The sequence below is a fragment of the Carbonatibacter coralli genome, from assembly GCF_039592655.1.
Classification (GTDB): domain Bacteria; phylum Pseudomonadota; class Alphaproteobacteria; order Kiloniellales; family Kiloniellaceae; genus Carbonatibacter; species Carbonatibacter coralli.
Map to the genome: position 1 here is coordinate 296,123 of NZ_JBBUTJ010000001.1, position 19,014 is coordinate 315,136.

The 19,014-nt window shown below is 54.2% G+C and carries 19 protein-coding genes; 8 read left to right on the top strand and 11 right to left on the bottom strand.

Annotated elements, in window-relative coordinates:
* Window positions 1-42: 42 nt before the first annotated feature.
* The 9 genes from AAAH10_RS01245 to AAAH10_RS01285 form a co-directional block, all read right to left on the bottom strand.
* A complete protein-coding gene (locus AAAH10_RS01245; protein WP_343559750.1) occupies window positions 43-3,852 on the bottom strand; it encodes a tetratricopeptide repeat protein in 3,810 nt (1,269 codons plus the stop codon).
* A complete protein-coding gene (locus AAAH10_RS01250; RefSeq protein WP_343559753.1) occupies window positions 3,849-4,763 on the bottom strand; it encodes an OmpA/MotB family protein in 915 nt (304 codons plus the stop codon). Before AAAH10_RS01250 ends, AAAH10_RS01245 begins: the two co-directional genes overlap by 4 nt.
* Complete coding sequence (locus tag AAAH10_RS01255) at window positions 4,760-5,437, bottom strand: hypothetical protein (RefSeq protein WP_343559756.1); 678 nt, start codon at window positions 5,435-5,437, stop codon at window positions 4,760-4,762. The genes AAAH10_RS01250 and AAAH10_RS01255 overlap by 4 nt, the downstream gene beginning before the upstream one ends.
* A 159-nt stretch (window positions 5,438-5,596) precedes the next feature.
* Complete coding sequence (locus AAAH10_RS01260) at window positions 5,597-6,265, bottom strand: protein phosphatase CheZ (RefSeq protein ID WP_343559759.1); 669 nt, start codon at window positions 6,263-6,265, stop codon at window positions 5,597-5,599.
* Between the two features lie 28 nt (window positions 6,266-6,293).
* Window positions 6,294-6,683 carry a response regulator gene (locus tag AAAH10_RS01265; RefSeq protein ID WP_343559762.1) on the bottom strand — a complete coding sequence of 130 codons (390 nt, stop codon included), beginning with the start codon at window positions 6,681-6,683 and terminating at the stop codon, window positions 6,294-6,296.
* 151 nt (window positions 6,684-6,834) lie between these two features.
* On the bottom strand, window positions 6,835-7,560 hold the full coding sequence (locus AAAH10_RS01270) for a MotE family protein (RefSeq protein WP_343559765.1): 726 nt from the start codon (window positions 7,558-7,560) through the stop codon (window positions 6,835-6,837).
* 113 nt (window positions 7,561-7,673) lie between these two features.
* On the bottom strand, window positions 7,674-8,219 hold the full coding sequence (locus AAAH10_RS01275; protein ID WP_343559767.1) for a DUF6468 domain-containing protein: 546 nt from the start codon (window positions 8,217-8,219) through the stop codon (window positions 7,674-7,676).
* Complete coding sequence (gene fliM, locus AAAH10_RS01280) at window positions 8,216-9,331, bottom strand: flagellar motor switch protein FliM (protein WP_343559769.1); 1,116 nt, start codon at window positions 9,329-9,331, stop codon at window positions 8,216-8,218. Before fliM ends, AAAH10_RS01275 begins: the two co-directional genes overlap by 4 nt.
* Before the next feature lie 51 nt (window positions 9,332-9,382).
* The gene (locus AAAH10_RS01285; RefSeq protein ID WP_343559771.1) at window positions 9,383-9,910 is read right to left on the bottom strand and encodes a flagellar basal body-associated FliL family protein; all 528 of its coding nucleotides are present in this window, start codon (window positions 9,908-9,910) and stop codon (window positions 9,383-9,385) included.
* A 323-nt stretch (window positions 9,911-10,233) separates the two neighbouring features.
* Between AAAH10_RS01285 and flgF the strand changes: the two genes are divergently transcribed.
* The 4 genes from flgF to flgH are packed head-to-tail and all read left to right on the top strand — an operon-like array spanning window position 10,234 to window position 13,731.
* A complete protein-coding gene (gene flgF / locus AAAH10_RS01290; RefSeq protein ID WP_343559774.1) occupies window positions 10,234-10,962 on the top strand; it encodes a flagellar basal-body rod protein FlgF in 729 nt (242 codons plus the stop codon).
* 58 nt (window positions 10,963-11,020) lie between these two features.
* Entirely contained in the window at window positions 11,021-11,806 is a 786-nt protein-coding gene (flgG, locus tag AAAH10_RS01295; protein WP_343559776.1) for a flagellar basal-body rod protein FlgG, read from the top strand.
* A 35-nt stretch (window positions 11,807-11,841) separates the two neighbouring features.
* The gene (flgA, locus tag AAAH10_RS01300) at window positions 11,842-12,912 is read left to right on the top strand and encodes a flagellar basal body P-ring formation chaperone FlgA (RefSeq protein WP_343559779.1); all 1,071 of its coding nucleotides are present in this window, start codon (window positions 11,842-11,844) and stop codon (window positions 12,910-12,912) included.
* Between the two features lie 60 nt (window positions 12,913-12,972).
* Window positions 12,973-13,731: a flagellar basal body L-ring protein FlgH gene (flgH, locus tag AAAH10_RS01305; RefSeq protein WP_343559781.1), complete on the top strand. Its 759-nt coding sequence runs from the start codon at window positions 12,973-12,975 to the stop codon at window positions 13,729-13,731.
* Window positions 13,732-13,863: 132 nt separating this feature from the next.
* Here the strand turns inward: flgH and dksA are convergent, their stop codons facing one another.
* The gene (gene dksA / locus AAAH10_RS01310; RefSeq protein WP_343559783.1) at window positions 13,864-14,280 is read right to left on the bottom strand and encodes an RNA polymerase-binding protein DksA; all 417 of its coding nucleotides are present in this window, start codon (window positions 14,278-14,280) and stop codon (window positions 13,864-13,866) included.
* 136 nt (window positions 14,281-14,416) lie between these two features.
* Window positions 14,417-14,830, bottom strand: coding sequence for a flagellar assembly protein FliX (locus tag AAAH10_RS01315; RefSeq protein WP_343559785.1), 414 nt, complete (start codon window positions 14,828-14,830; stop codon window positions 14,417-14,419).
* A gap of 378 nt (window positions 14,831-15,208) precedes the next feature.
* Here AAAH10_RS01315 and AAAH10_RS01320 point away from each other — a divergent pair, with 378 nt between their 5' ends.
* Genes AAAH10_RS01320 through flgK form a run of 4 tightly spaced genes read left to right on the top strand, consistent with a single transcriptional unit; the run spans window position 15,209 to window position 19,013 of the window.
* Window positions 15,209-16,282, top strand: coding sequence for a flagellar basal body P-ring protein FlgI (locus tag AAAH10_RS01320; RefSeq protein ID WP_343559787.1), 1,074 nt, complete (start codon window positions 15,209-15,211; stop codon window positions 16,280-16,282).
* A gap of 2 nt (window positions 16,283-16,284) precedes the next feature.
* On the top strand, window positions 16,285-16,629 hold the full coding sequence (locus AAAH10_RS01325) for a rod-binding protein (RefSeq protein ID WP_343559788.1): 345 nt from the start codon (window positions 16,285-16,287) through the stop codon (window positions 16,627-16,629).
* A gap of 1 nt (window position 16,630) precedes the next feature.
* Window positions 16,631-17,089, top strand: a complete 459-nt coding sequence (locus AAAH10_RS01330) for a hypothetical protein (RefSeq protein ID WP_343559790.1) — start codon at window positions 16,631-16,633, stop codon at window positions 17,087-17,089.
* A gap of 52 nt (window positions 17,090-17,141) precedes the next feature.
* Entirely contained in the window at window positions 17,142-19,013 is a 1,872-nt protein-coding gene (gene flgK / locus AAAH10_RS01335) for a flagellar hook-associated protein FlgK (protein ID WP_343559792.1), read from the top strand.
* Window position 19,014 lies beyond the last annotated feature (1 nt).

The window sequence follows — 19,014 nt, forward strand, 5'->3', positions numbered from 1 at the left end:
GTGAAAGAACGATGACACAGCATTCCGGTCCAGCAGGACAGGCTAGTTGACGGCACTCAGGCCCTGATCATCAACCTGCTGTCTGATCTGCCTCATGAAGGCTTCAAACTCCGCGACCTCGGCCAGTTCGGTCGAGATGGTCAGATCACCTCCCAGACCGCTGTCACGTGTCAAAAGATCAAAGACTGTCTTTTGTGATGTTTGCTCCATGGCTTCCCTGTATGCCGATGTCAGAAGTGTCAAACCTTCCTTGTCACCACTCAGGGTCTGGGCAATGGCCAGGTTCAACACAGCCTGACTTTCATTGTCATCAAGCGCACGATCCTGCGGCGGGATGGCCGGGACCAGTTGCCCCAGACTGTTTGCCGCTTCATCCCAGCGGCGTTCTTTCCAGTTGATATCAGCCGCAAGCCTCAGGGCATCAAGCGACTGATCGCCCTCCAGCAAGGACAGAGCATCGTCCGCCCGCTCAAGATCTGCAAGCGCACGGGCCTGAAGGTGACGGCGCTGCCGTTTCAGGTCCTCCGATGCCGCATCAACATTGCTTTTTTCCAGTGCCTTGAGAGCTTCTGTCGGTTCGCCGTTCAACAGGGAAATCAGCGCCAGACGGCCACCAACCCGGGCTTTTTCCTCACCTTCCAGTCTGCGTTCAATCTGGTAGTTCAGAAGGTTCCCGGCCTGTTCCAGCAAATCCACATCAACCAGCCTGTCTGCCAGACGGGTGATCATGGTGTCCCCGTCGGCACCGACAGGCGTCAGTTCCTTGAACTCCTCGTAAAGCGCAATGGCTGTGAGCGGCGGAATGGCACGTCCGCCATCATTCAGATACATGCTCTCGAAGATGTCACGCATGCGGCGGGCACTGTCATCGGCCCGTTCACTGAGAGAGAAGTGGGCCGCTGCCTGACGCAGGGAATCAAGGCTTTTGCGATAATCCCCCATCTCGGCATAAAGTTCACCCAGCTTGTTCAACAGGATAAATTCGAAGCTGTCTCCACGCCATGCAAAACGCAGCTGTTCCAGTGTTTCAATCGCATCCCCGGGTTCAACGGTTCCTTCCTCCAGCCCCAGTTCCAGCAGGGCATAGCGCGCCCTTGCCGATGTCGGACGATGGCGGGAATAGCGCAGGTCTCTCCACTGCTCCTTTGCCAGCTCGGGTGAATCAGAAACGCGCAGTTTCAGACCCTCCAGATACTTTCGCTGTTCAAGCTGGGCCGCTGTCAGGCCGGCATCCTCGGCATCAAGCCTGCGCAGGTAACCTTCTGCGCGCGCCAGTTCATTTTCCTTCAGGAAGGTCTCTGCCGCTGTCAGATAGAGCTGATTGCGGACATTTGCCGGCAGTCCTCTCATCAGATCATCGGAATCAGCAAATCCTGCTGCGGCAGATTTCCAGTCCTGTGCGGCCGCAGCAAGGGCAGCCTGCCACATGATGGGTTCTCTTTCCCCCAGCATGATATCCGAATTGAGAATGTCATAAGCTTCATCATACTGCTGGTTGGCAAAGCGAATTGCACCATAAATAAGCTGGGCTTCAGGCGTCTGCATCAGGCGGGGATTTTCGGATTCAATCAGGTTCAGCACCCCCAGCGCCTCGTTCATACGTCCGTGCGCAAAGTAGAACTCGGCCAGTTCCAGCCTTGCAACGGCCTGTTCCTGCCCTGTCAGGGAAGCGGCATTCAGCAACAGCTCTCGCCTGTTGGTCTCATAGTCCTCGACAGGCCCCTTGCGGGCGGCTTCCAGATTCAGGAGCGGAGCCTGTGCTTCCAGCTGCGCAAGACCTGACGTCGGAACAGAGCGCTGTTCCTCGTCGGAAATCTGCAACTCCTGTTTTGAGGTCACCTTCAAGCCACGCCTTTCAAGGGAGACAACCAGACCTTCGGACAGAGGCTGCAAAACCACACCCTGCAGTGTTGGCAGGGCTTCAAACTGGGCATAGCGATCCCGGCGGACCTGCCCCTTGTTCAGGGCCGCAATGGGCGCGACCACAACACGATCACCAAAGCGCGCATCAGGAACGGAGAACAAACGGCGCGCAGAACGCAGGAGATAAAGAATTTCTGCCTCGGCGCCCTCACCCCGAACGGTTGATTGCACCGGCTCCTGCGGCAATGGCGTCCGTCTTCTGATATCAACAGTCCAGCCCAGGGCTTTCCCGGCCTCTTCACCCTCTGCCGTTTCCCTTTTCGTTTCATCCGAAGCACCGTCTTTTTCCAACACAAAGCGACTCAGGCGTGGCACGTGGGATGATGGCAAATCCAGTCGCAGAACAGTTGCCCCGGTCACAGGGATACTCTCCAGACTTTCGACTTCAGGCAAGAGTTGTCGCAAAGCACGCGCCAGATTATCGGGGCCTTCCCTGTCAAACACCAGCCAGAGGCTGCCGCCCCGCTGATAGGCTGCCGCCCGGACATCCTCTTCCCAGTTGAAGTTCAAAATCAACGGCGGCAGAAGGTCCGGTTTGCGTCCCGGTGTCGGGATCAGATCCGTATCACTTGGGGGACGCACCCGCTCGACGAAATCCTGCTCCACGTAGGCCAGGGGGTTCCCGTCATCCCCGTCCTGCTCGACAACCGGATCAAGCGGCTCCTGCTGCTCTCGCCTCCTGCTGAATTCGGCAAGGGAAATGGGTCCGTCACGCGGGGCAGCCTGCCTCGGAGAGCGCGAGGCACCGGAAGGTGCGTCCTCTGCAGGTTTGGAAACATCCTGAAGATCAAGGGGTTTTGCATCCCCCAGAAGAGAAAGGGGTTCGTCTTCCCTGATAATCTCCTCTTCGGAAACCTCCGGCAGGCCAGCAGATTCAGCCTCTGCTTCCGCAGGACGTTGCTCACCGGCTGACGCCGTCTGGGTTCCCTCTTCATTTCCGGCTGCTGGTGCTGGTGCTGGTGCTGGTGCTGGTGCTGGTGCTGGTGCTGGTGCTGGTGCTGGTGCTGGTGCTGGTGCTGGTGCTGGTGCTGGTGCTGGTGCTGCAGCCTGTTCGCTGGAAGGACTGACGTCCACAACAACTTTTTCCCCCACCTTGAACAGTCTGGGAGAAACATTTCCTTTCAGGGACAGGCGAACCGTTGCCGGTGCCTCGGAAAGTTGCCGGATCGCCGTCACCCGGTCCATTGGCCGCCGGTTCAATCCGGCAAGCCCCGTGATTCTTGCCGGACGATCAAAAACAATATCCAGCTGATCCCCATCCCTTTTCAAAGAGGCATTCACGCCTGAAGTCCAGTCAAAGACAACCCGGTCATAGCCCGGGTGCGGTGAAAAGCGCATTCCGATGTTCCGCGCAGATTCCTGACCTTCCTCGGGTTCGGCATTCCGGGCAACCGGCGCTGTCGAAGTGGCCGTTTCAGACGCTTCTGAAGATGAGGGTGCTTCCTGTTCTGCTGACTGCTGCGGAGTTTCTGCACCAGAAGTATTTTCTGGCTCCGGAGCAGCAGCAGCAGCCTGAACAGAGCGGGCCCTGTCCTGTTCCGTTGCAATATCCTGCAACTTCAGGTCCAGCACTGTTTTTTCTCCGACCCGTTGCTGCGTAATGACAAAATCGCCCAGCAAGGCAAAGCGCATTTCCCGGCCATTTTCGGAAACCCTTGGCGCAGCAGCATAACCGCGCAAGCCACCTGAAACCCGTTGCAGGTTAAAACTGTTGTTTTCAGAGAAAGTCAGAACAAGCTCACGCCCTTCCAGACGGGCCTGTGTCGCCTGATGGGCGGGCCAGTCAAAAACCAGCCGCAGATACCCCGGATGGAACCCGGTTCTAAGCTCAACATTTTCGGCTGCAAAACTCTGGTAGTCCAGACGAAGGAAAGGCAGAAAGCAGACGATCGCCACCGTCGCCAGAATGCGCGACAGGCCTCTAGTCATTGCGATCCTCCGACCGCTTCATCAACATAATAATGGACGACAATATCCACACGTCTGGCAATGCGCTCTCTGAATTGATCCGGCAACTTTTCCGAGAGCTGACTATAGCGCGAATCACCATAGCCCCGCGACAGAATAGTGCCGTTATATCCGGCCTTTTTCAGGACCTGGCTAACAGAAATCGCACGCATCAGCGACAGCTCCCAGTTCGAGAGGGATGCACTGGCAGCAATGGACGGATCGGCATGCCCTGCGACCTCGATGCGATTGTCAACATATTGCAGGATATCCCCCAAAGCCTCCACGGTCTGAAGACCTTCGGCACCCAGCTCAACAGCGCCTGTCTCAAACAGGAATTCACCCGGCAGGGAAACAACAAGCCTGTCTTCCCTCTTGTTGAGAATAGCACCCCTCAGCTCCGGCACCTGTGTCATTTTCTGGGTGATCAGGGTGCTGAGATAATCAAGGTTCACGCCGGGAACAAGATCAAGCGAATCAAGACCGAAATCAGTCGAAGGCAAAGGCTTTACAGTCTGTCGCTCAATCGTCAGTTCCTCGGAAAGCGACGTCACAATTTCATGCCACTTTTCCTGCTTGAGAACCGACATGGAATAAAGCAGGACAAAAAAGCTCAACAGCAAGGCAACAAGATCCGTAAAGGTGATCAGCCAGGCCTGTGCATAGTCCTTGGTCTCGTTACCGATTGTTTCCCCGATCACAGTGACAGAAACAGCTGAATCGTTCTCGGTCACAAACAGGGAATAGGGCCTGTCTTCGGGCTTTTGCTCTTCCTGCTCCCCGGAAGGCTGCTCAACCGGTTCCCTGCTTTCGGGAATATCGGCAGCCTGCTGTGAGGCAAGCTCCTGCCCGTCGGTCTCAAAATCCTGATCGTCCTTCGGAGCCCGCGTCATGGCAACTGCTCCTCAAAGGTTACCGCCCCCTGATCCTCGCTGTAGAGCCGGATCACAATCAGGAACCTGTCGGCATAACCCTGCTGCAAACCAATGGAGAGCTGTCTGGCGGGATAGCCTTCACGCTCGAAGAGAGCAAGGGCCGAATCAAGACGTCGTGTCACCAGATTGCCACGTCCCTTGAGCGTCTGGTTCAAACCGACGCCATAGAGCAATTCAATCTCGCTGGCTCCACCATTTTTTTCAAAACGGGAAACGCCTTTGAGCAGACGGGCAACAAGCAGATCCTGCACGGGCAGAAGTTCCTCGGAACGCTCAAGGAAAACGCGCCCGACCGGAAGCGTCAGACGCAAAAAGTTCTGGGCACTGTCCTCCTCAACCTCCGTAACGGGGATTGTCTCCTGGAAAAGACTGCCGATTTCGTCAATCAGGGCAGCAGATTCACCGATTTTTTCCAGTGATTCCTCATAACGCGCCTGGGGATTGGGAAGTGAGGACTGCCCGTCAAATGTCTGGTTCACAGAAGCCAGAACAGCCTCGGCCTTTTCTTCCTCGAAATCTGCCAGCGTCGTCAGCATGATGAAAAAGGCCAGCAAAAGCAGATTGAGGCTCAGCATCGCAATCAGATTGCGATCCTGGGTGCTGTTCAGTTTCTCAACAATGAGCTTTAGCATGGCAACCCAACCCGGCTCGTACCTCCTGGCAGAATTCTGCACCGGTACTGTTCTCTTTGATTGTAATTATAGCAAGAGATTGAAAGGGATAAAGGGAAAGCCGTTTTTTTCTTTTCAGGAAATCATCTTTAAAAAAACGAAGTCGTAATGTCTTCCGGCCTAGTCGAAAAGCGCGTCAATATCATCCTGACTGACGCCCTGCCCCGGCATCTGGGGACCGTTCAGCAGATCCTCATCCGGTCTTTCAACCCCATCCGCACGCTTTGGTGTCGGAGCAGCCTTTGCCCTGCTCTGCTCATCAAGCTCAAGGGTCCCGAAATATCCAAGCAGGGTATCGACCTTGTTCTCCACATGTCGCAAGGCGTTGACAGCCCGTGTGATACGCTGCCCTGTAATATCCTGAAAGCTGCAGGCCTCATAAACAGAAGTAACACTGTCCGTCAGGGCCTCAGCCTTGTCTTCCGGCAAGGTTTCAGCCAGTTCCTCCAGCCTTTCCATTGCAGAAAGGATAAGATCCGTGGCCTGTTCCGTCGCCCCGACAATTGCCGAGAGTTCATCTGTGGCAGTGGGAAGGAATTCACTTTTGATCTCGTCAGCCCGCAAGGATGCGAGATCGTGGCGTGTCCTGGAAATATAGTCCGCCACATCAGCAATTTCATGGTGAATGCGGGCATTCAGCTCCGCCTCATCCATGTCTTGACCCGGTTTTGCTGTCGAAAAATGCGAAGAGAGGCAAGCGTCCAGAAGTTCGTTCAACTCCGATGCTGTGTCAGCATCCGTTAAATCGGTAAAGCGTTGAACAAGTTTCTGCTTGGCGGTCAAGGTCACGACTTGCCCCTCCCTGATTATTCAAGTTCTAGAAGTTACCCAGTACGGCAGTAAGCTTCTTCTTGAGGGTCGCGGCGTTGAAAGGCTTGACGATGTAGTTGTTTACACCGGCCTGTTTCGCGGCAATCACGTTTTCTGTCTTGGATTCAGCAGTCACCATGATGAAGCTGATGTCCTTGAGCTGTGCATCGGCACGGCATTCCTTGAGAAGCTGCAGACCACTCATTGGCTCCATGTTCCAGTCGGAAATCACGAGGCTGTAGTGCTTTGCACGGAGCTTTTGAAGAGCCTGGCTTCCGTCAGTTGCTTCATCGACATTGTCGAAGCCCAGTTGCTTCAGCAGGTTGCGTACAATACGCAGCATTGTTTTGTAATCATCAACGATGAGAATTGGCATATTCATGTCGACGCCCGACATTGGCAACTCCTTGACCTATTGGTTATGCTTAACTGTCTAGACACGCTAGCAGCATAGGATTAACGCAGAGTTAAACAGGGAACGGATTCTCTTAATACAATCAGAGTGTTCGAGAAAAAGGCCCCTTTCCAGAGGCCTTGTCTTTTCCGATCTATTCCTTTGCAAGCGGCAAAGCTCTTCGCTGTGCCAGCTCCAAAGTCACGGACTTGGCCCTGTCCGGAGACATTTTAGCCAGAATTGGGGCGGTTTTACGTTCTTTCATCCGCTCAATGACATCGAGCAGCACAACCATGTCCAGCTGATCAAAAATACGGGCCGCTTCCTTGGGTTTCATGGCCTCGTAAATTTTCACAAGACTGGACATCTGCTGTTCGGTTTGCTCGTCATGTTTTTGAACAAGGCCTTCAATGGTGCTCTGAAGTTTCTGAAGCTCTTCCAGCTTTTCATCCAGACGCTTTTCCGTTGCCTGGAGCAGAACTTCCCGCTTGTCCAGATTGCGCTCCTTTTCAACGAGCATTTCCCGTCTGCGGGAAAGAGACTGCAGAATTTCCAGTTCTTCATCTGTCATGGAGAAGGGATCAATTTCCAGTCCCTGAACAGTCGGAAGAGGCAATTCCTCGTCCTGTGCTTCTTCCTCGACAATCCCGGAAGGAGCTGCAGCAACATTTTCCCCGCCTGCAGGCTGGAGGTCTTCGCCAGCCTCCTGGGCTGCAGCTTCATCTGCCCCCAGTGCGGCAAGCTGTTCACCCGCATCAAAACCACCCAGGGTATCCTGCGCAACCGCCACATCAATAGAGCTCATGCCTTGCCAGATGCCACCGATCTTTACAACCAGTGACAGTCCGCCAACAACAATCAGCAAAGGCAAAGCCTTCATTTCAAGCTCCTGTTCAAACGAAGAGAGTTTTGATCCAGCAGGACAATAGCAAAAAAACTATAAATAAAACGTCAACGCGACAACCACCCGTTGCGCATTTGCAACAGAGTTTATCAGCGCATTCCTTTCAAAGCCTTTAACAAATCTGCAGCAGCAGGAGAAACCTTTTCTCCCTTGCCCGCCTTGCGGGGCTGGTCTGGTTTTTTTCTGGTGTCCTGCGATCGGTCCTCTGAGGTCATATCCGGATCCCGGACACTAAAGGACGAAGAGCCGGCCGTGGAATTTCCGGACGAACGGCGCGCTCCGCCAGCAGACACTCTTGCCTCTGCGGGGCTTTCCGAAAGGGAGGACTGCAAGCGCTCACAAACAGTTTCACCCTTTTCTGTGAGCAGACGCATGTCTGTCAACAGCGCTTCCGACTGCTTGATTTGTGCCTGCAGACCGGAACCGGCTTCTGCAGCATGCATCTTCAGTTCGGAAATAGAGCGCTCGGCCTTGAGAGTCGTCTCGGCAAAGCTGCGGATCAGGACTTCCATTTCGGTTTTTGCGGAGCGCAGGGCATCAAGTTTCCGGTTCAGGATCACAGCATAGACAATGGTCGCGACCAGCAGGACAGAAATCAGAATATCAAAACCTATCTCAAGGAATTCGAGATTCATTCGTCGTCTCCACTTTCACGCACAATCTTGTTGGCAACCTTGATGGCAATGTTGCCGTTCTTGCGCCCCATTGAACCGTTGAACATGTTGACATCCCCACATCGGAGGGTGACCTGGCTGTCCGGCGTCGCGGACAGATCGAGGAAGCTCCCGACCTCCCAGTTCAGAATGTCCCCGAGAGGAATGGCCGTCTCTTCCAGAACGGCCTGCAGGGCCACTTCTGTCTGCCACAGTTCGGCAGTCAGGTGTCCTTCCCAGATTGAGTCACGACCGAACTTTTCCCCCATGAACATCTGGAGCAGAAGTTCGCGGACCGGCTCGAGTGTCGCGTAGGGAATCAGGATTTCAATTCGTCCGCCACGGTCTTCCATATCAACGCGCAGCGTAATCAGGATCGCCGCATTCTCGTGACGGGCAATTGTTGCAAATCTGGGGTTTGTCTCCAGACGATCAAAACGGAATGTCACCGGTGAAAGGGGGTCAAAGGCACTGGACAGATCGGCCAGCACAACCGCATTCATCCGCTGGATCAGACTGCGTTCAATCGTGGTGTAGGGACGCCCTTCAATCCGCATGGCTGCTGTCCCGCGCCGCCCGCCGAGCAGGACATCCACGATCGAATAGATCAGCGCGGAATCAACTGTCATCAGTCCATAGTTGTCCCACTCCTCGGCCTTGAAGACTGTCAACATGGCAGGAAGCGGAATGGAATTCAGATAGTCACCAAACCTGGTGGAGGTGATGTTGTCCAGACTGACCTCGACGTTGTCAGAGGTAAAGTTCCGCAGGGATGTCGACATCATCCTGACCAGACGGTCAAAGACGATATCCAGCATGGGCAGGCGCTCGTAGGAAACAAGCGCGGAATTCAGAATGGCCTGAATGCCTGAATTGCTGCCCATGTCATCGCCATCGGCATCAACCCCCAGAAGACTGTCGATTTCATTCTGGTCGAGAACACGGGCAGACTCTCCGGACATGCCCATTTCCGCGGCCATGGGATCATCATCGTCCCCACCGTCGCCGTCGGAATCGTCATCATCCATCATCGATTCCCATTCAGCCATCATGGCTTCCTGATCGACTTCTTCTGTTTCCGTTTCTTCTGACATGCTCTGTTCAGTTCACCCTGAAATTTTCGGCGTTTCAAACCCTTGTCGATACTACTGTACCAGCATCTCCTGGAACAGAACATCCTTGACGACAACCGGTGCCGCAGACGCGTTCACACGCAGCAGGAGTTCCTCCCTCAGGCGCTGAATACCTGCGGAACCCCGCAGATCCTCAACCCGCAATTCCCGCAGGTAAACCTGAAAGTTGTCCACGATACGCGGCATTACAGCCTCAACCGCAGGAATATCAAGATCACTGGTCAGTTCCAGCGAGATCACAATCTTCAGGAAACTGGTCCGGTTGCCACTTGTGGAGGAAAGATTGACCAGCAACTCCGGCATGTCATGGAACACGGACGGCCCGAGTGCAGGAGGTCCTTCCTCTTCGACGACCTCTTCCACTGTTTCTTCAGGAGGCGGATCAAAAACCCCCAGGAAAAACGCTGCTGCACCGCCACCGAGGATCAGCAACAGAGGCAGGACAATAAAAAGAACGAGCTTCTTGCCGGATAACCCTTTCTTTTCCTCGAGTTCGACTTCGACATCTCCCCCGTCTCCGCCTTGAGTTTCTTCAGACATTCAAATCCCCATGGTATGCGAGCAATTGTAAAAGGTTACTAAACCGTCAAGATGGTTAATATCCGGTTTAATTCCTTTAGAAAACAAGCAAAATCTGTTTTTTTTGCTTTCAGCCCCTTTCACGGCCTTCTGTCTGAGGCAATGCTGCCCCCAAAGACAATTTTACCCTGTTTTTTTTGCCGGGCTCCCGTGCATTTCACAGACAAGGCTCCTCCAAAAAACACGAAAAACCCATAAAATCCAACATTTCCCAAAACTGGCACGCTCCCTGCATTGATGAGGGCAACTTTCATTGACGCAGCACAACTGCAGGAATTCGGAAAATGGAAAACGCCGGTTATATTATCCTCTCCCGCCAAACCGCTCTTGGACGGAATTTGCAGATGTTGGCCCACAACATTGCAAACATGAACACCAATGGCTATCGCGGAGAACGCCCGCTTTTTCAGGAGTTCCTGACAAAGACAGATGACGGTCAGCGCATCAGCCAGTCCATTGACCGCGGTCTGGTGCGTGACATGACCCCCGGGCGGATTGAAACAACAGACAACCCGCTTGATGTGGCCCTGTCCGGCAAGGGCTTTCTCGTTGTGGATGTCAACGGCGAGGAACGCTACACACGGAACGGCAGCCTGCGCCTGAACGCTGAAGGCAACATTGTTACCAACAGTGGCCAGGCCATTCTCGGCGAAGACGGCCCCATCAATATCCCGGCCGGTGCGCACAGCATTTCGATCACCAAGGACGGTGTCATACAGTCCTCCCAGGGTGAGCACGGGCGTCTGCGCTTCGCAGACTTTGAAAACGAATACCTTCTGCTGAAAGAGGCAGGCGGTCTTTTCAAGTCAGCTCCCAATCAGGAGGTTCTTGCCGCCGAGAACATTGAAGTTCTCCAGGGTTCCCTTGAACGTTCGAACGTTCAGGGCATCCTCGCGATGACAGAGCTGATCAACGTGACACGTGCCTACACCCGCGCTGCCAGCTTCGCAAAGGACGAAGACCAGCGCCAGATGAATGCCATCCGCACCATTTCAAACATGCGCGGCAACTAAGAGACAGCAGCCCCCAGGGGCAAGAGACACACACAGAACACCAGACCAGGAGATCACAATGAGAGCTCTCAACATCGGCGCAACAGGAATGCTGGCACAGCAGACCAATGTCGAAGTGATTTCAAACAACATCGCCAACATGAACACCACAGGCTTCAAACGCCAGAGAGCCGAGTTCGGCGACCTGCTGTATCAGAACCTGCGCCGCTCGGGCTCGACCTCTTCCCAGGAAGGCACGGTTGTTCCAACCGGTGTGCAGCTGGGCCTCGGTGTTCGCACCATGGCAACATACCGCATCACCACCCAGGGAACGATGCGAATCACGGACAATCCGCTTGATGTGGCTCTCAACGGCGAAGGCTACTTTTCCATCGAGCTGCCCGGGGGAGAGACCGGCTATACACGCGCTGGTGCTTTCCAGCTGTCTTCAACCGGTACAATTGTGACACCGGACGGCTACACCGTGCAGCCCGGCATTACAGTTCCAACCGATACCCTGAGCATCAGCATCAACCAGAACGGAGAGGTTTCCGTTCGCCAGCCGAACTCGACGACAGAAACCGTTGTCGGACAGCTTGAACTGGCCCTGTTCCCGAACGAAGCCGGGCTGGAAGCCATCGGCAGCAATATCTACAAGGAAACAGTGGCATCAGGCGCACCAACAACCGGTGCTGCCAACACACAGGGCTTTGGCACCATTCTTCAGGGCACCCTTGAGGCATCAAACGTGAACTCGGTTGAAGAGATCACCAGCCTGATCACCGCTCAGCGTGCCTACGAGATGAACTCCAAAGTCATCACAAGCTCCGACGAGATGCTCCGGACCATCACCAACCTCAGGTAATCCACCTTAACCCCACGTCTTGAAACGAGGCCGTCATGAAGACACGCACCGCAAAAATCAGGAAGAGATTTGAACAAGCCTCAAAAGCTGCCCTTGCGGCAACACTTGCCCTCGCAGCCGTCAATCTGCAGGGAACAGGTGAGGCACAGGCGACCTCCTTTGCCGAACTCAGGAAACAGAACAGCCCTGAAACCGCAGCAGAGAGCCAGATTGCAGCCCTGCCCGTTGAACTGCGTCAGGACATTGCCGTGGAAGGTGACATCGTTCGCCTGGGGGACATCTTTGCCGGCCTGCATGAAGAAGCCGAGATGCCGATTGCACGCGCCCCCAAACTGGGGCAGGACGTCGTGCTGCCGGCACACTGGCTGTCAGCCCTTGCAAAAAAGTACAACGTCAACTGGGAACCTCATTCCCATCTGGTGACCACCACCCTGCGCCGTGACAGCTACCTTCTTTCCTCGGACATTGTCCTGCAGGAAATCCAGGACTTCATGACCACCCAGAGCAGCTCGGTTGATATCGGCGTCACTCTTGATCGCAAGACAAAGAACATCCTGATTCCGACTGAATACTCATCCGATCTGGAGTTGAATCTCGTTCGCTACAACCCGCAGAACGGACGCTTTGTCGTAACGGCATCTGTCATGAAACCCGATGGGCAGCCTTATACAACGCGTACACTTTCGGGCAAGGTGGAGGAAATGGTTTCCGTCCCCGTCCCGGTGCGTCCCCTGCGCTCCGGAGATATCATCACAGCAGGCGATCTGGAATGGCACCTCGTCTCTCTGAACAAGGTTGACCGCACAAGCATCCAGAACATGGATGATCTGATCGGGAAATACGCCCGCCGCACCCTGAGAACAGAGACGCCGATCAAGGCAACCGACGTCGACAGCGTCAAGGCCGTGCTGAAAAACAAGACAATCACCATGCAGGTTATCTCGGGGGCCCTGACCCTCACTGCAACAGGCAGAGCCCTTGAAGACGGTGCGATTGGCGACACCATTCGCATCATGAACAACCAGACGAACCAGGTTGTGCTTGGCACAATCAATGCTTCGGGATCTGCAGAAGTCACTATAGCAACGGCTCAACTGGGCGGCTAACGGAAGCCCACCCGAGCCAACGGAAACAATCCACGGGATCAAGCCACGAAGGCGGAAAAAATGATGAAAACATTCTTCAAGAACTCTTCCACGGCAAGAACTGCCGCCCTGATTTCCATTGCTGCCCTCGCAACAGGTTGCAACACGCTGGAGCGCATCTCGGAAATTGGCGAGCCGCCCAAGCTCAGCAGAATCGAGAACCCTGGTCCGCCAGAGCCGATTGTCCTGCCCATGCCAACACCCCAGGTTGCCACCAGACAGGCCAACTCCCTGTGGCGTCCGGGATCCCGCGCCTTCCTGAAGGATCAGCGGGCTGACGAAATTGGCGACATTCTGACTGTCGTGATCCAGATTGACGACGATGCCAACGTTTCAAACGAAACAGCCAGAACCAGAAACAACTCCGAAGATGCGGGTCTGGACAACTTCCTCGGTGCAGAAACACTGCTCGGTGAAGTCTTCAATGAAAGCATTGTCCCCGGGGATCTGGTCAATGTTGACAGTCAGTCTTCCTCCACCGGCACCGGTACTGTGACCAGAAGCGAGTCCGTGAACCTTCGCGTGGCCGCACTTGTGACCCAGGTCCTGCCGAACGGGAACCTCGCCATTGCAGGGCGTCAGGAAGTCCGCATCAACTACGAGGTCCGCGAACTGCTCGTCAACGGCATTATCCGCCCGGAAGACATCACCTCGACCAACCAGATCAACTACGACCAGATTGCCGAGGCGAGAATTTCCTATGGTGGTCGCGGTCAACTGTCCGATGTCCAGCAACCGCGTTACGGTCAGCAGCTCTATGACATTATCTGGCCGTTCTAGACAACACGGGCACAACGATACAGCCAGCAAAAAGGCCCCGCAGATTGCGGGGCCTTTTACTGTCTTTACAGGACTGCCTGGAAAAACCGGGACAACAGGCAGTTTCCTGAACGGAAAGATACAGAGAGATTTTTATTCGTCCCTGTGAACCTTTTCCATGCGCTCATGCTGTTCCTGGGCTTCAAGCGTCATGGTCGCAACCGGACGCGCCTCAAGACGTCGAATACCGATCGGCTCACCGGTAATCTCGCAATAACCGTACTCACCCTCTTCAACACGGCGAAGCGCATCATCGATCTTGGAGATCAGCTTGCGCTCACGATCACGCGTTCTCAGCTCGAGGGCACGCTCTGTTTCAGAAGAGGCACGGTCTGCAATGTCCGGCTCCTGAACAGTTTCATTTTGAAGGGAATTCAGAGTGGAGCTGGACTCAACAAGCAGCTCTTCTTTCCATTGAATCAACTTCTGACGGAAATATTCCAGCATGACTGGATTCATGAACTCTTCATCATCAGAAGGGCGATAATCAGGAGGAACAGGTATTGTCATGGTAGTCCCGTATAAAATCCATTTAGGCCGATGCAGTATATGGAATTCACATCTGTGAACAAGTCTACATCGACAACGGGACCAGAAGAAGAAATATTTTAAGCTTTTTCAAAGAGTTACAGCCGCACTCTTTGGCCTAGCGACCAAGCTTTGCCAGCTCTACAGCAGCGCGCACTTCAATTTCGTCAAGAATCTCAAGGAGTCGCGGATCATCAAGATTTTCCCTGTGACGCTTCACAAGACCCTCCAGTTTTTCCAGCTGCCATAAGGGGATGGAACCAAACAGAAGCCCCATGCGCAGCTCTTCCAGTTCATCCAGAATGGAATGCCCGTGCTGTACGGCCCGCTTGCGCTCTTCGGCAGCATCGGGAACCTCCTGGACAGACAGCAGAGGGTTCACAACAGAGGCCGAAGAAACACCGGATGTTTCCGATGTGTCCGATTTCCCGACTTCATTGCGCAGAGCCTGTCCAAAACCGCCTTTCGCAGAACCCGCTTTCTTCGTGCCCTGGGTTTGGCGTACAGACGAATTGTTATGAATTTTCATCATTCTGCTCCCTTCCCCAAGATTAAAACGATTTCCCCGATGCAATCAGGCCTGTGCCAAGCCCGGCTGCCAAAGCTACTAGAGTTAATGTCGTATCACTTCAACAAAAAATCAACAAGAACAGGACTTTTCCCATTCTATCACGACGGCTTCCAAACAGCTCACTCTAAATCCGTCTCACCGGCAACAGCAGAAAAGCGCACTTTGGCACAGAATTCGCATTGATAGGTCCGAGAACAGAAGCATCAGCTATCCAAAGACTGTTTGCAAAGGACTGAAACAGTGTTGAATACGCCAGAAAACAAAGAAAAACAGAGAGCAGGACGCTCGCTTTGCCACGTAGGTAAAAAGCGACTTCTTGCGTTTTTCAGTGCCGTCCTGATGGTAATTTTTACCCATCCGGCCCTGGGGCAATCCCGCATCAAGGACATCGCGGACTTCGAAGGTATCCGTGACAACATCCTTGTGGGCTATGGCCTTGTTGTCGGCCTCAACGGTACCGGCGATGATCTGGACGATGCTGTCTTTACCCGTGAAAGCCTCATCGGCATGCTGCAACGTCTGGGGGTCAACGCACGTGATGACGATCTGGACAGTGACAACGTCGCTGCAGTCATGGTCACGGCAAATCTGCCTCCCTTTGCCCGTCAGGGCTCCCGCATTGATGTCACCGTCTCTGCCATTGGCAGCGCAGAAAGCCTGCAGGGCGGAACTCTGGTTGTCACGCCTCTGCTTGGCGCCGACGGTGAAGTCTATGCCGTCAGCCAGGGCTCCATTGCCATTGCAGGCTTCAGCGCCCAGGGCAATGCGGAAACCATTACACGCGGCATTCCAACTGTTGGAAGGATTGCGAACGGGGCGATCATCGAGCGCGAAATCCAGTTTGATCTCCGCCGCCTTGAAAACGTTGACATCGCCCTGAAAAATCCGGACCTGACAACCGCAAGCAGAATGTCCCAGACCATCAACAGGTTTCTGGGAACTGCTGCAGCGCAGAGCATTGATCCCGGCACAGTCCGCCTGGCCATCCCGAGCAAGTACAACGGCAATGCTGTTGCCCTGATGACCGACATTGAAAACCTGCTGGTTCGTCCCGACAACCCTGCAAAGGTGGTCATCGACGAAAGCTCCGGTGTCATTGTGATCGGCAAGGATGTGCGCATCAATGAAGTCGCAATTGCCCAGGGCAATCTGACTGTGCGCATCACTGAAACACCCCAGGTGAGCCAGCCCAATGCCTTTGCCGCAACAGGCCAGACCGAGGTTGTCGACCGCACAAATATCGAAGTGGATGATGACTCTGAAAAACGCCTGGCTGTTCTTCAGGAAGGCGTGACCCTTCAGGAAGTCGTTGATGGCCTGAACGCGCTGGGCGTCGGTCCGCGCGACATGATCACCATCCTGCAAAGCATCAAGGCAGCCGGTGCGCTGCAAGCAGATATCGAGGTGATGTAACCATGCTGGACAATGCTCTGACAACACTCTCGCCGAACCTGTTGAACAAACCGGCCAGCAAGCTGGACCAGTTCAATGCCCAACAGGCTTCATCCCTGACACCAAAGGAAAAAATGGAGGCAAAGGCCCGCGCAGCAGCCGAGGACTTTGAAGCCGTTTTCCTCACACAGATGCTGACACCTGTTTTTGAACAGCTTCCGACAGACGGCCTGACAGGTGGTGGTCAGGGAGAAAAGATCTATCGCTCCCTGATCGTTCAGGAATACGGCAAGTCCCTCTCCAAGAATGGCGGCATCGGCATTGCCGATAGCGTCTACAAAGACATTTTGAAGTTACAGGAGGTCTAAAATGCAAGCCACACAACACTTCCCGCACGCTTCCAACCCTCTGAACGTTCACGCTGTTATTGAAACAGTCAAGGAACTGACAGAACTCATGAGCCGTGAAGTCGAACTGCTTCGCGCCATGCGCGTCCAGGAAATGGGCGAGCTTCAGGAACGCAAGCTTACGCTGGTCAACAGTTACGAGACAGAGATCCGCGCCCTGAGAAGCCAGCCGGAATTTCTGGATTATCTCGATGACCGTCTGAAAACGGAACTGAAAGAGGTTCTCCAGCAGCTGAACGTTATGGTGAGCGAGAACGAACGCGCCCTGCTGTCGGCAAAAACGGCCAACGAGCGTCTGATGCAGGCCGTTTCAAAAGCCGTCAAGAAGAAGACTGCGAAAACATCCGGCTATTCCAATGCAGGAACCATCAACAAGGCTCCATCCCGGTCAGGTTCAGTCCACGTCAATCACTGTCTCTGATACGCCGGCACAATTTTCTTTCGACTTTAAACAGAACAAACAGGTGTAAGTCATGTCTATCACTGTTGCCATGAACATCGCGCTCTCCGGATTGCGCGCTTCGCAAAGTGCTCTGGCTTTGACGTCCAACAACCTTGCTGGCGTCAATGACCCCACCTATGTTCGCCGTCAGGCTGTCTTTCAGTCAGAAATTTCTGCCGGTATCAACAACGGTGTTTCCCTCGCCGACGTCAGACGGGATGTTGATGCCCTGTTGCAGGAAGACTACCGCGCAGAAGTTTCCCGCCAGAAAAAGCTTGAAACCACCCTGGAATATCAAAGTCGTATCGAAACACTCTACGGATCTGTTGCCAACAAGAATGCTCTGGGGGACCTGATCACCAGGTTGCGTGAGAGCATTGAGAGTCTGACAACAAGCCCGGAAGTCTCTGCAAACCAGTTCAACACTGTCAGCGCAGCCGACGAGGTTGCATCACGCATCCGCAACATGGCCCAGACAGTCCAGGATGAACGCAAGCGGGCCGATCAGCAAATCGGACTGCTCGTGGCCGATATCAATGAGCAACTCGCAATCATCGGAGAGATCAACCAGCAAATTCCGGGTCTTCTGGCCCAGAACCAGGACACCTCCGGACTGCGGGATCAGCGCGATGCCGCAATTGACAAGCTTGCCGGCTATATGGACATCCAGTATTTCGAGACCTCCACCGGACAGATCAATGTCAGCACCACAGCCGGTGACAACCTCGTGGTCAACAATATTCCCGGCGTTCTGTCCTTCCAGGAAACGCCTCTCGTCAACTCATTGAGTGCCTACCCTGCCCAGCTTTCAGGCATCACCGTGAGTCTGAACGGAGCAAGCAAGGACATCACAACCCGCATTTCCGACGGTCAGCTGTCGTCCCTGATCGAGTTGCGGGATGTCTCCCTGCCTTCCGTTGGTCGGCAGCTTGACCAACTGGCACATGACATGCTGCTGGCTGTCAATCAGGCACACAACCGGGGATCAAACACACCACTGGGCAAGGGGTCAACCCTCGCTGATGATCCGGTCCAGAGCAGCAGCCGCCGCTTCCCGAACACAGCAGCCCCCATTACCCTCAATGACAATGTGGATCTTGTCCTCTTTGATGCAAATGGCAATGTCGTCGGAACACCCGGTACCATTACAGCCGGTGCCTACACTGCAGATTCCCTCAGAAACCAGATCAACACCTATCTGGGTGCAAACGGAAACGCCGTCTTCAATTCGGACAACGAAATTGATATTCGCCTGAACAGCGGCCTTCGACTGGCCTTTGTGGATCAGGGACCAGCTGCGAACAACAACGATGCAGGCATCAGCTTTGATGCCGACGGAGACAGCATCAACGAGAGTTATTCGGGTTTTTCAAACTTCTTCGGCTTCAACAACCTGTTCGAATCAACCGATCTGACAACAAACCTGCCAAGCGCGCAGAACCAGGGATCGGAAATCGGTCTGGCGGAAAACTTTGTCATCAGATCGGATCTCAAAGGTGATCCCTCCAACATTTCCAGAGGTCGCGCCACAGGCACCAACCCGAACTATTCACTGGGCGTTGGTGACAACAAGATTGCCCTGCAACTGGCTGCCGTTTTTGATCAGAACCAGACCTTTGATGCCATTGCCAACGGTCCAGGCCAGGTCACAAGCAACTTTTCCGGCTATGCCAGCGTCATGCTGTCCCAGCAGGCCACAACAACGGCTTCAACGAGCAGCGCCCTGGATTTTCAGAGAACCCTGACCAACGATATCGAGAACCGCTTCCGCTCTCAAATCGGTGTCAATCTGGATGAAGAACTTTCCAACATGGTGATTTTCCAAAACTCATACAACGCAGCAGCCCGGGTGATCGAGACCACCAGGGAAATGCTTGATGAACTGCTGCGTATCGCATCCTAAG

Coding starts and splice junctions, on each gene's coding strand:
- fliM (WP_343559769.1), bottom strand. CDS start 9,331: ATGTCAGAAGAAACGGAAACAGAAGAAGTCGATCAGGAAGCCATGATG.
- AAAH10_RS01265 (WP_343559762.1), bottom strand. CDS start 6,683: ATGTCGGGCGTCGACATGAATATGCCAATTCTCATCGTTGATGATTAC.
- flgG (WP_343559776.1), top strand. CDS start 11,021: ATGAGAGCTCTCAACATCGGCGCAACAGGAATGCTGGCACAGCAGACC.
- flgK (WP_343559792.1), top strand. CDS start 17,142: ATGTCTATCACTGTTGCCATGAACATCGCGCTCTCCGGATTGCGCGCT.
- dksA (WP_343559783.1), bottom strand. CDS start 14,280: ATGACAATACCTGTTCCTCCTGATTATCGCCCTTCTGATGATGAAGAG.
- AAAH10_RS01270 (WP_343559765.1), bottom strand. CDS start 7,560: ATGAAGGCTTTGCCTTTGCTGATTGTTGTTGGCGGACTGTCACTGGTT.
- AAAH10_RS01245 (WP_343559750.1), bottom strand. CDS start 3,852: ATGACTAGAGGCCTGTCGCGCATTCTGGCGACGGTGGCGATCGTCTGC.
- AAAH10_RS01330 (WP_343559790.1), top strand. CDS start 16,631: ATGCAAGCCACACAACACTTCCCGCACGCTTCCAACCCTCTGAACGTT.
- AAAH10_RS01320 (WP_343559787.1), top strand. CDS start 15,209: ATGGTAATTTTTACCCATCCGGCCCTGGGGCAATCCCGCATCAAGGAC.
- flgA (WP_343559779.1), top strand. CDS start 11,842: ATGAAGACACGCACCGCAAAAATCAGGAAGAGATTTGAACAAGCCTCA.
- AAAH10_RS01255 (WP_343559756.1), bottom strand. CDS start 5,437: ATGCTAAAGCTCATTGTTGAGAAACTGAACAGCACCCAGGATCGCAAT.
- AAAH10_RS01250 (WP_343559753.1), bottom strand. CDS start 4,763: ATGACGCGGGCTCCGAAGGACGATCAGGATTTTGAGACCGACGGGCAG.
- flgH (WP_343559781.1), top strand. CDS start 12,973: ATGATGAAAACATTCTTCAAGAACTCTTCCACGGCAAGAACTGCCGCC.
- AAAH10_RS01325 (WP_343559788.1), top strand. CDS start 16,285: ATGCTGGACAATGCTCTGACAACACTCTCGCCGAACCTGTTGAACAAA.
- AAAH10_RS01275 (WP_343559767.1), bottom strand. CDS start 8,219: ATGAATCTCGAATTCCTTGAGATAGGTTTTGATATTCTGATTTCTGTC.
- flgF (WP_343559774.1), top strand. CDS start 10,234: ATGGAAAACGCCGGTTATATTATCCTCTCCCGCCAAACCGCTCTTGGA.
- AAAH10_RS01315 (WP_343559785.1), bottom strand. CDS start 14,830: ATGATGAAAATTCATAACAATTCGTCTGTACGCCAAACCCAGGGCACG.
- AAAH10_RS01285 (WP_343559771.1), bottom strand. CDS start 9,910: ATGTCTGAAGAAACTCAAGGCGGAGACGGGGGAGATGTCGAAGTCGAA.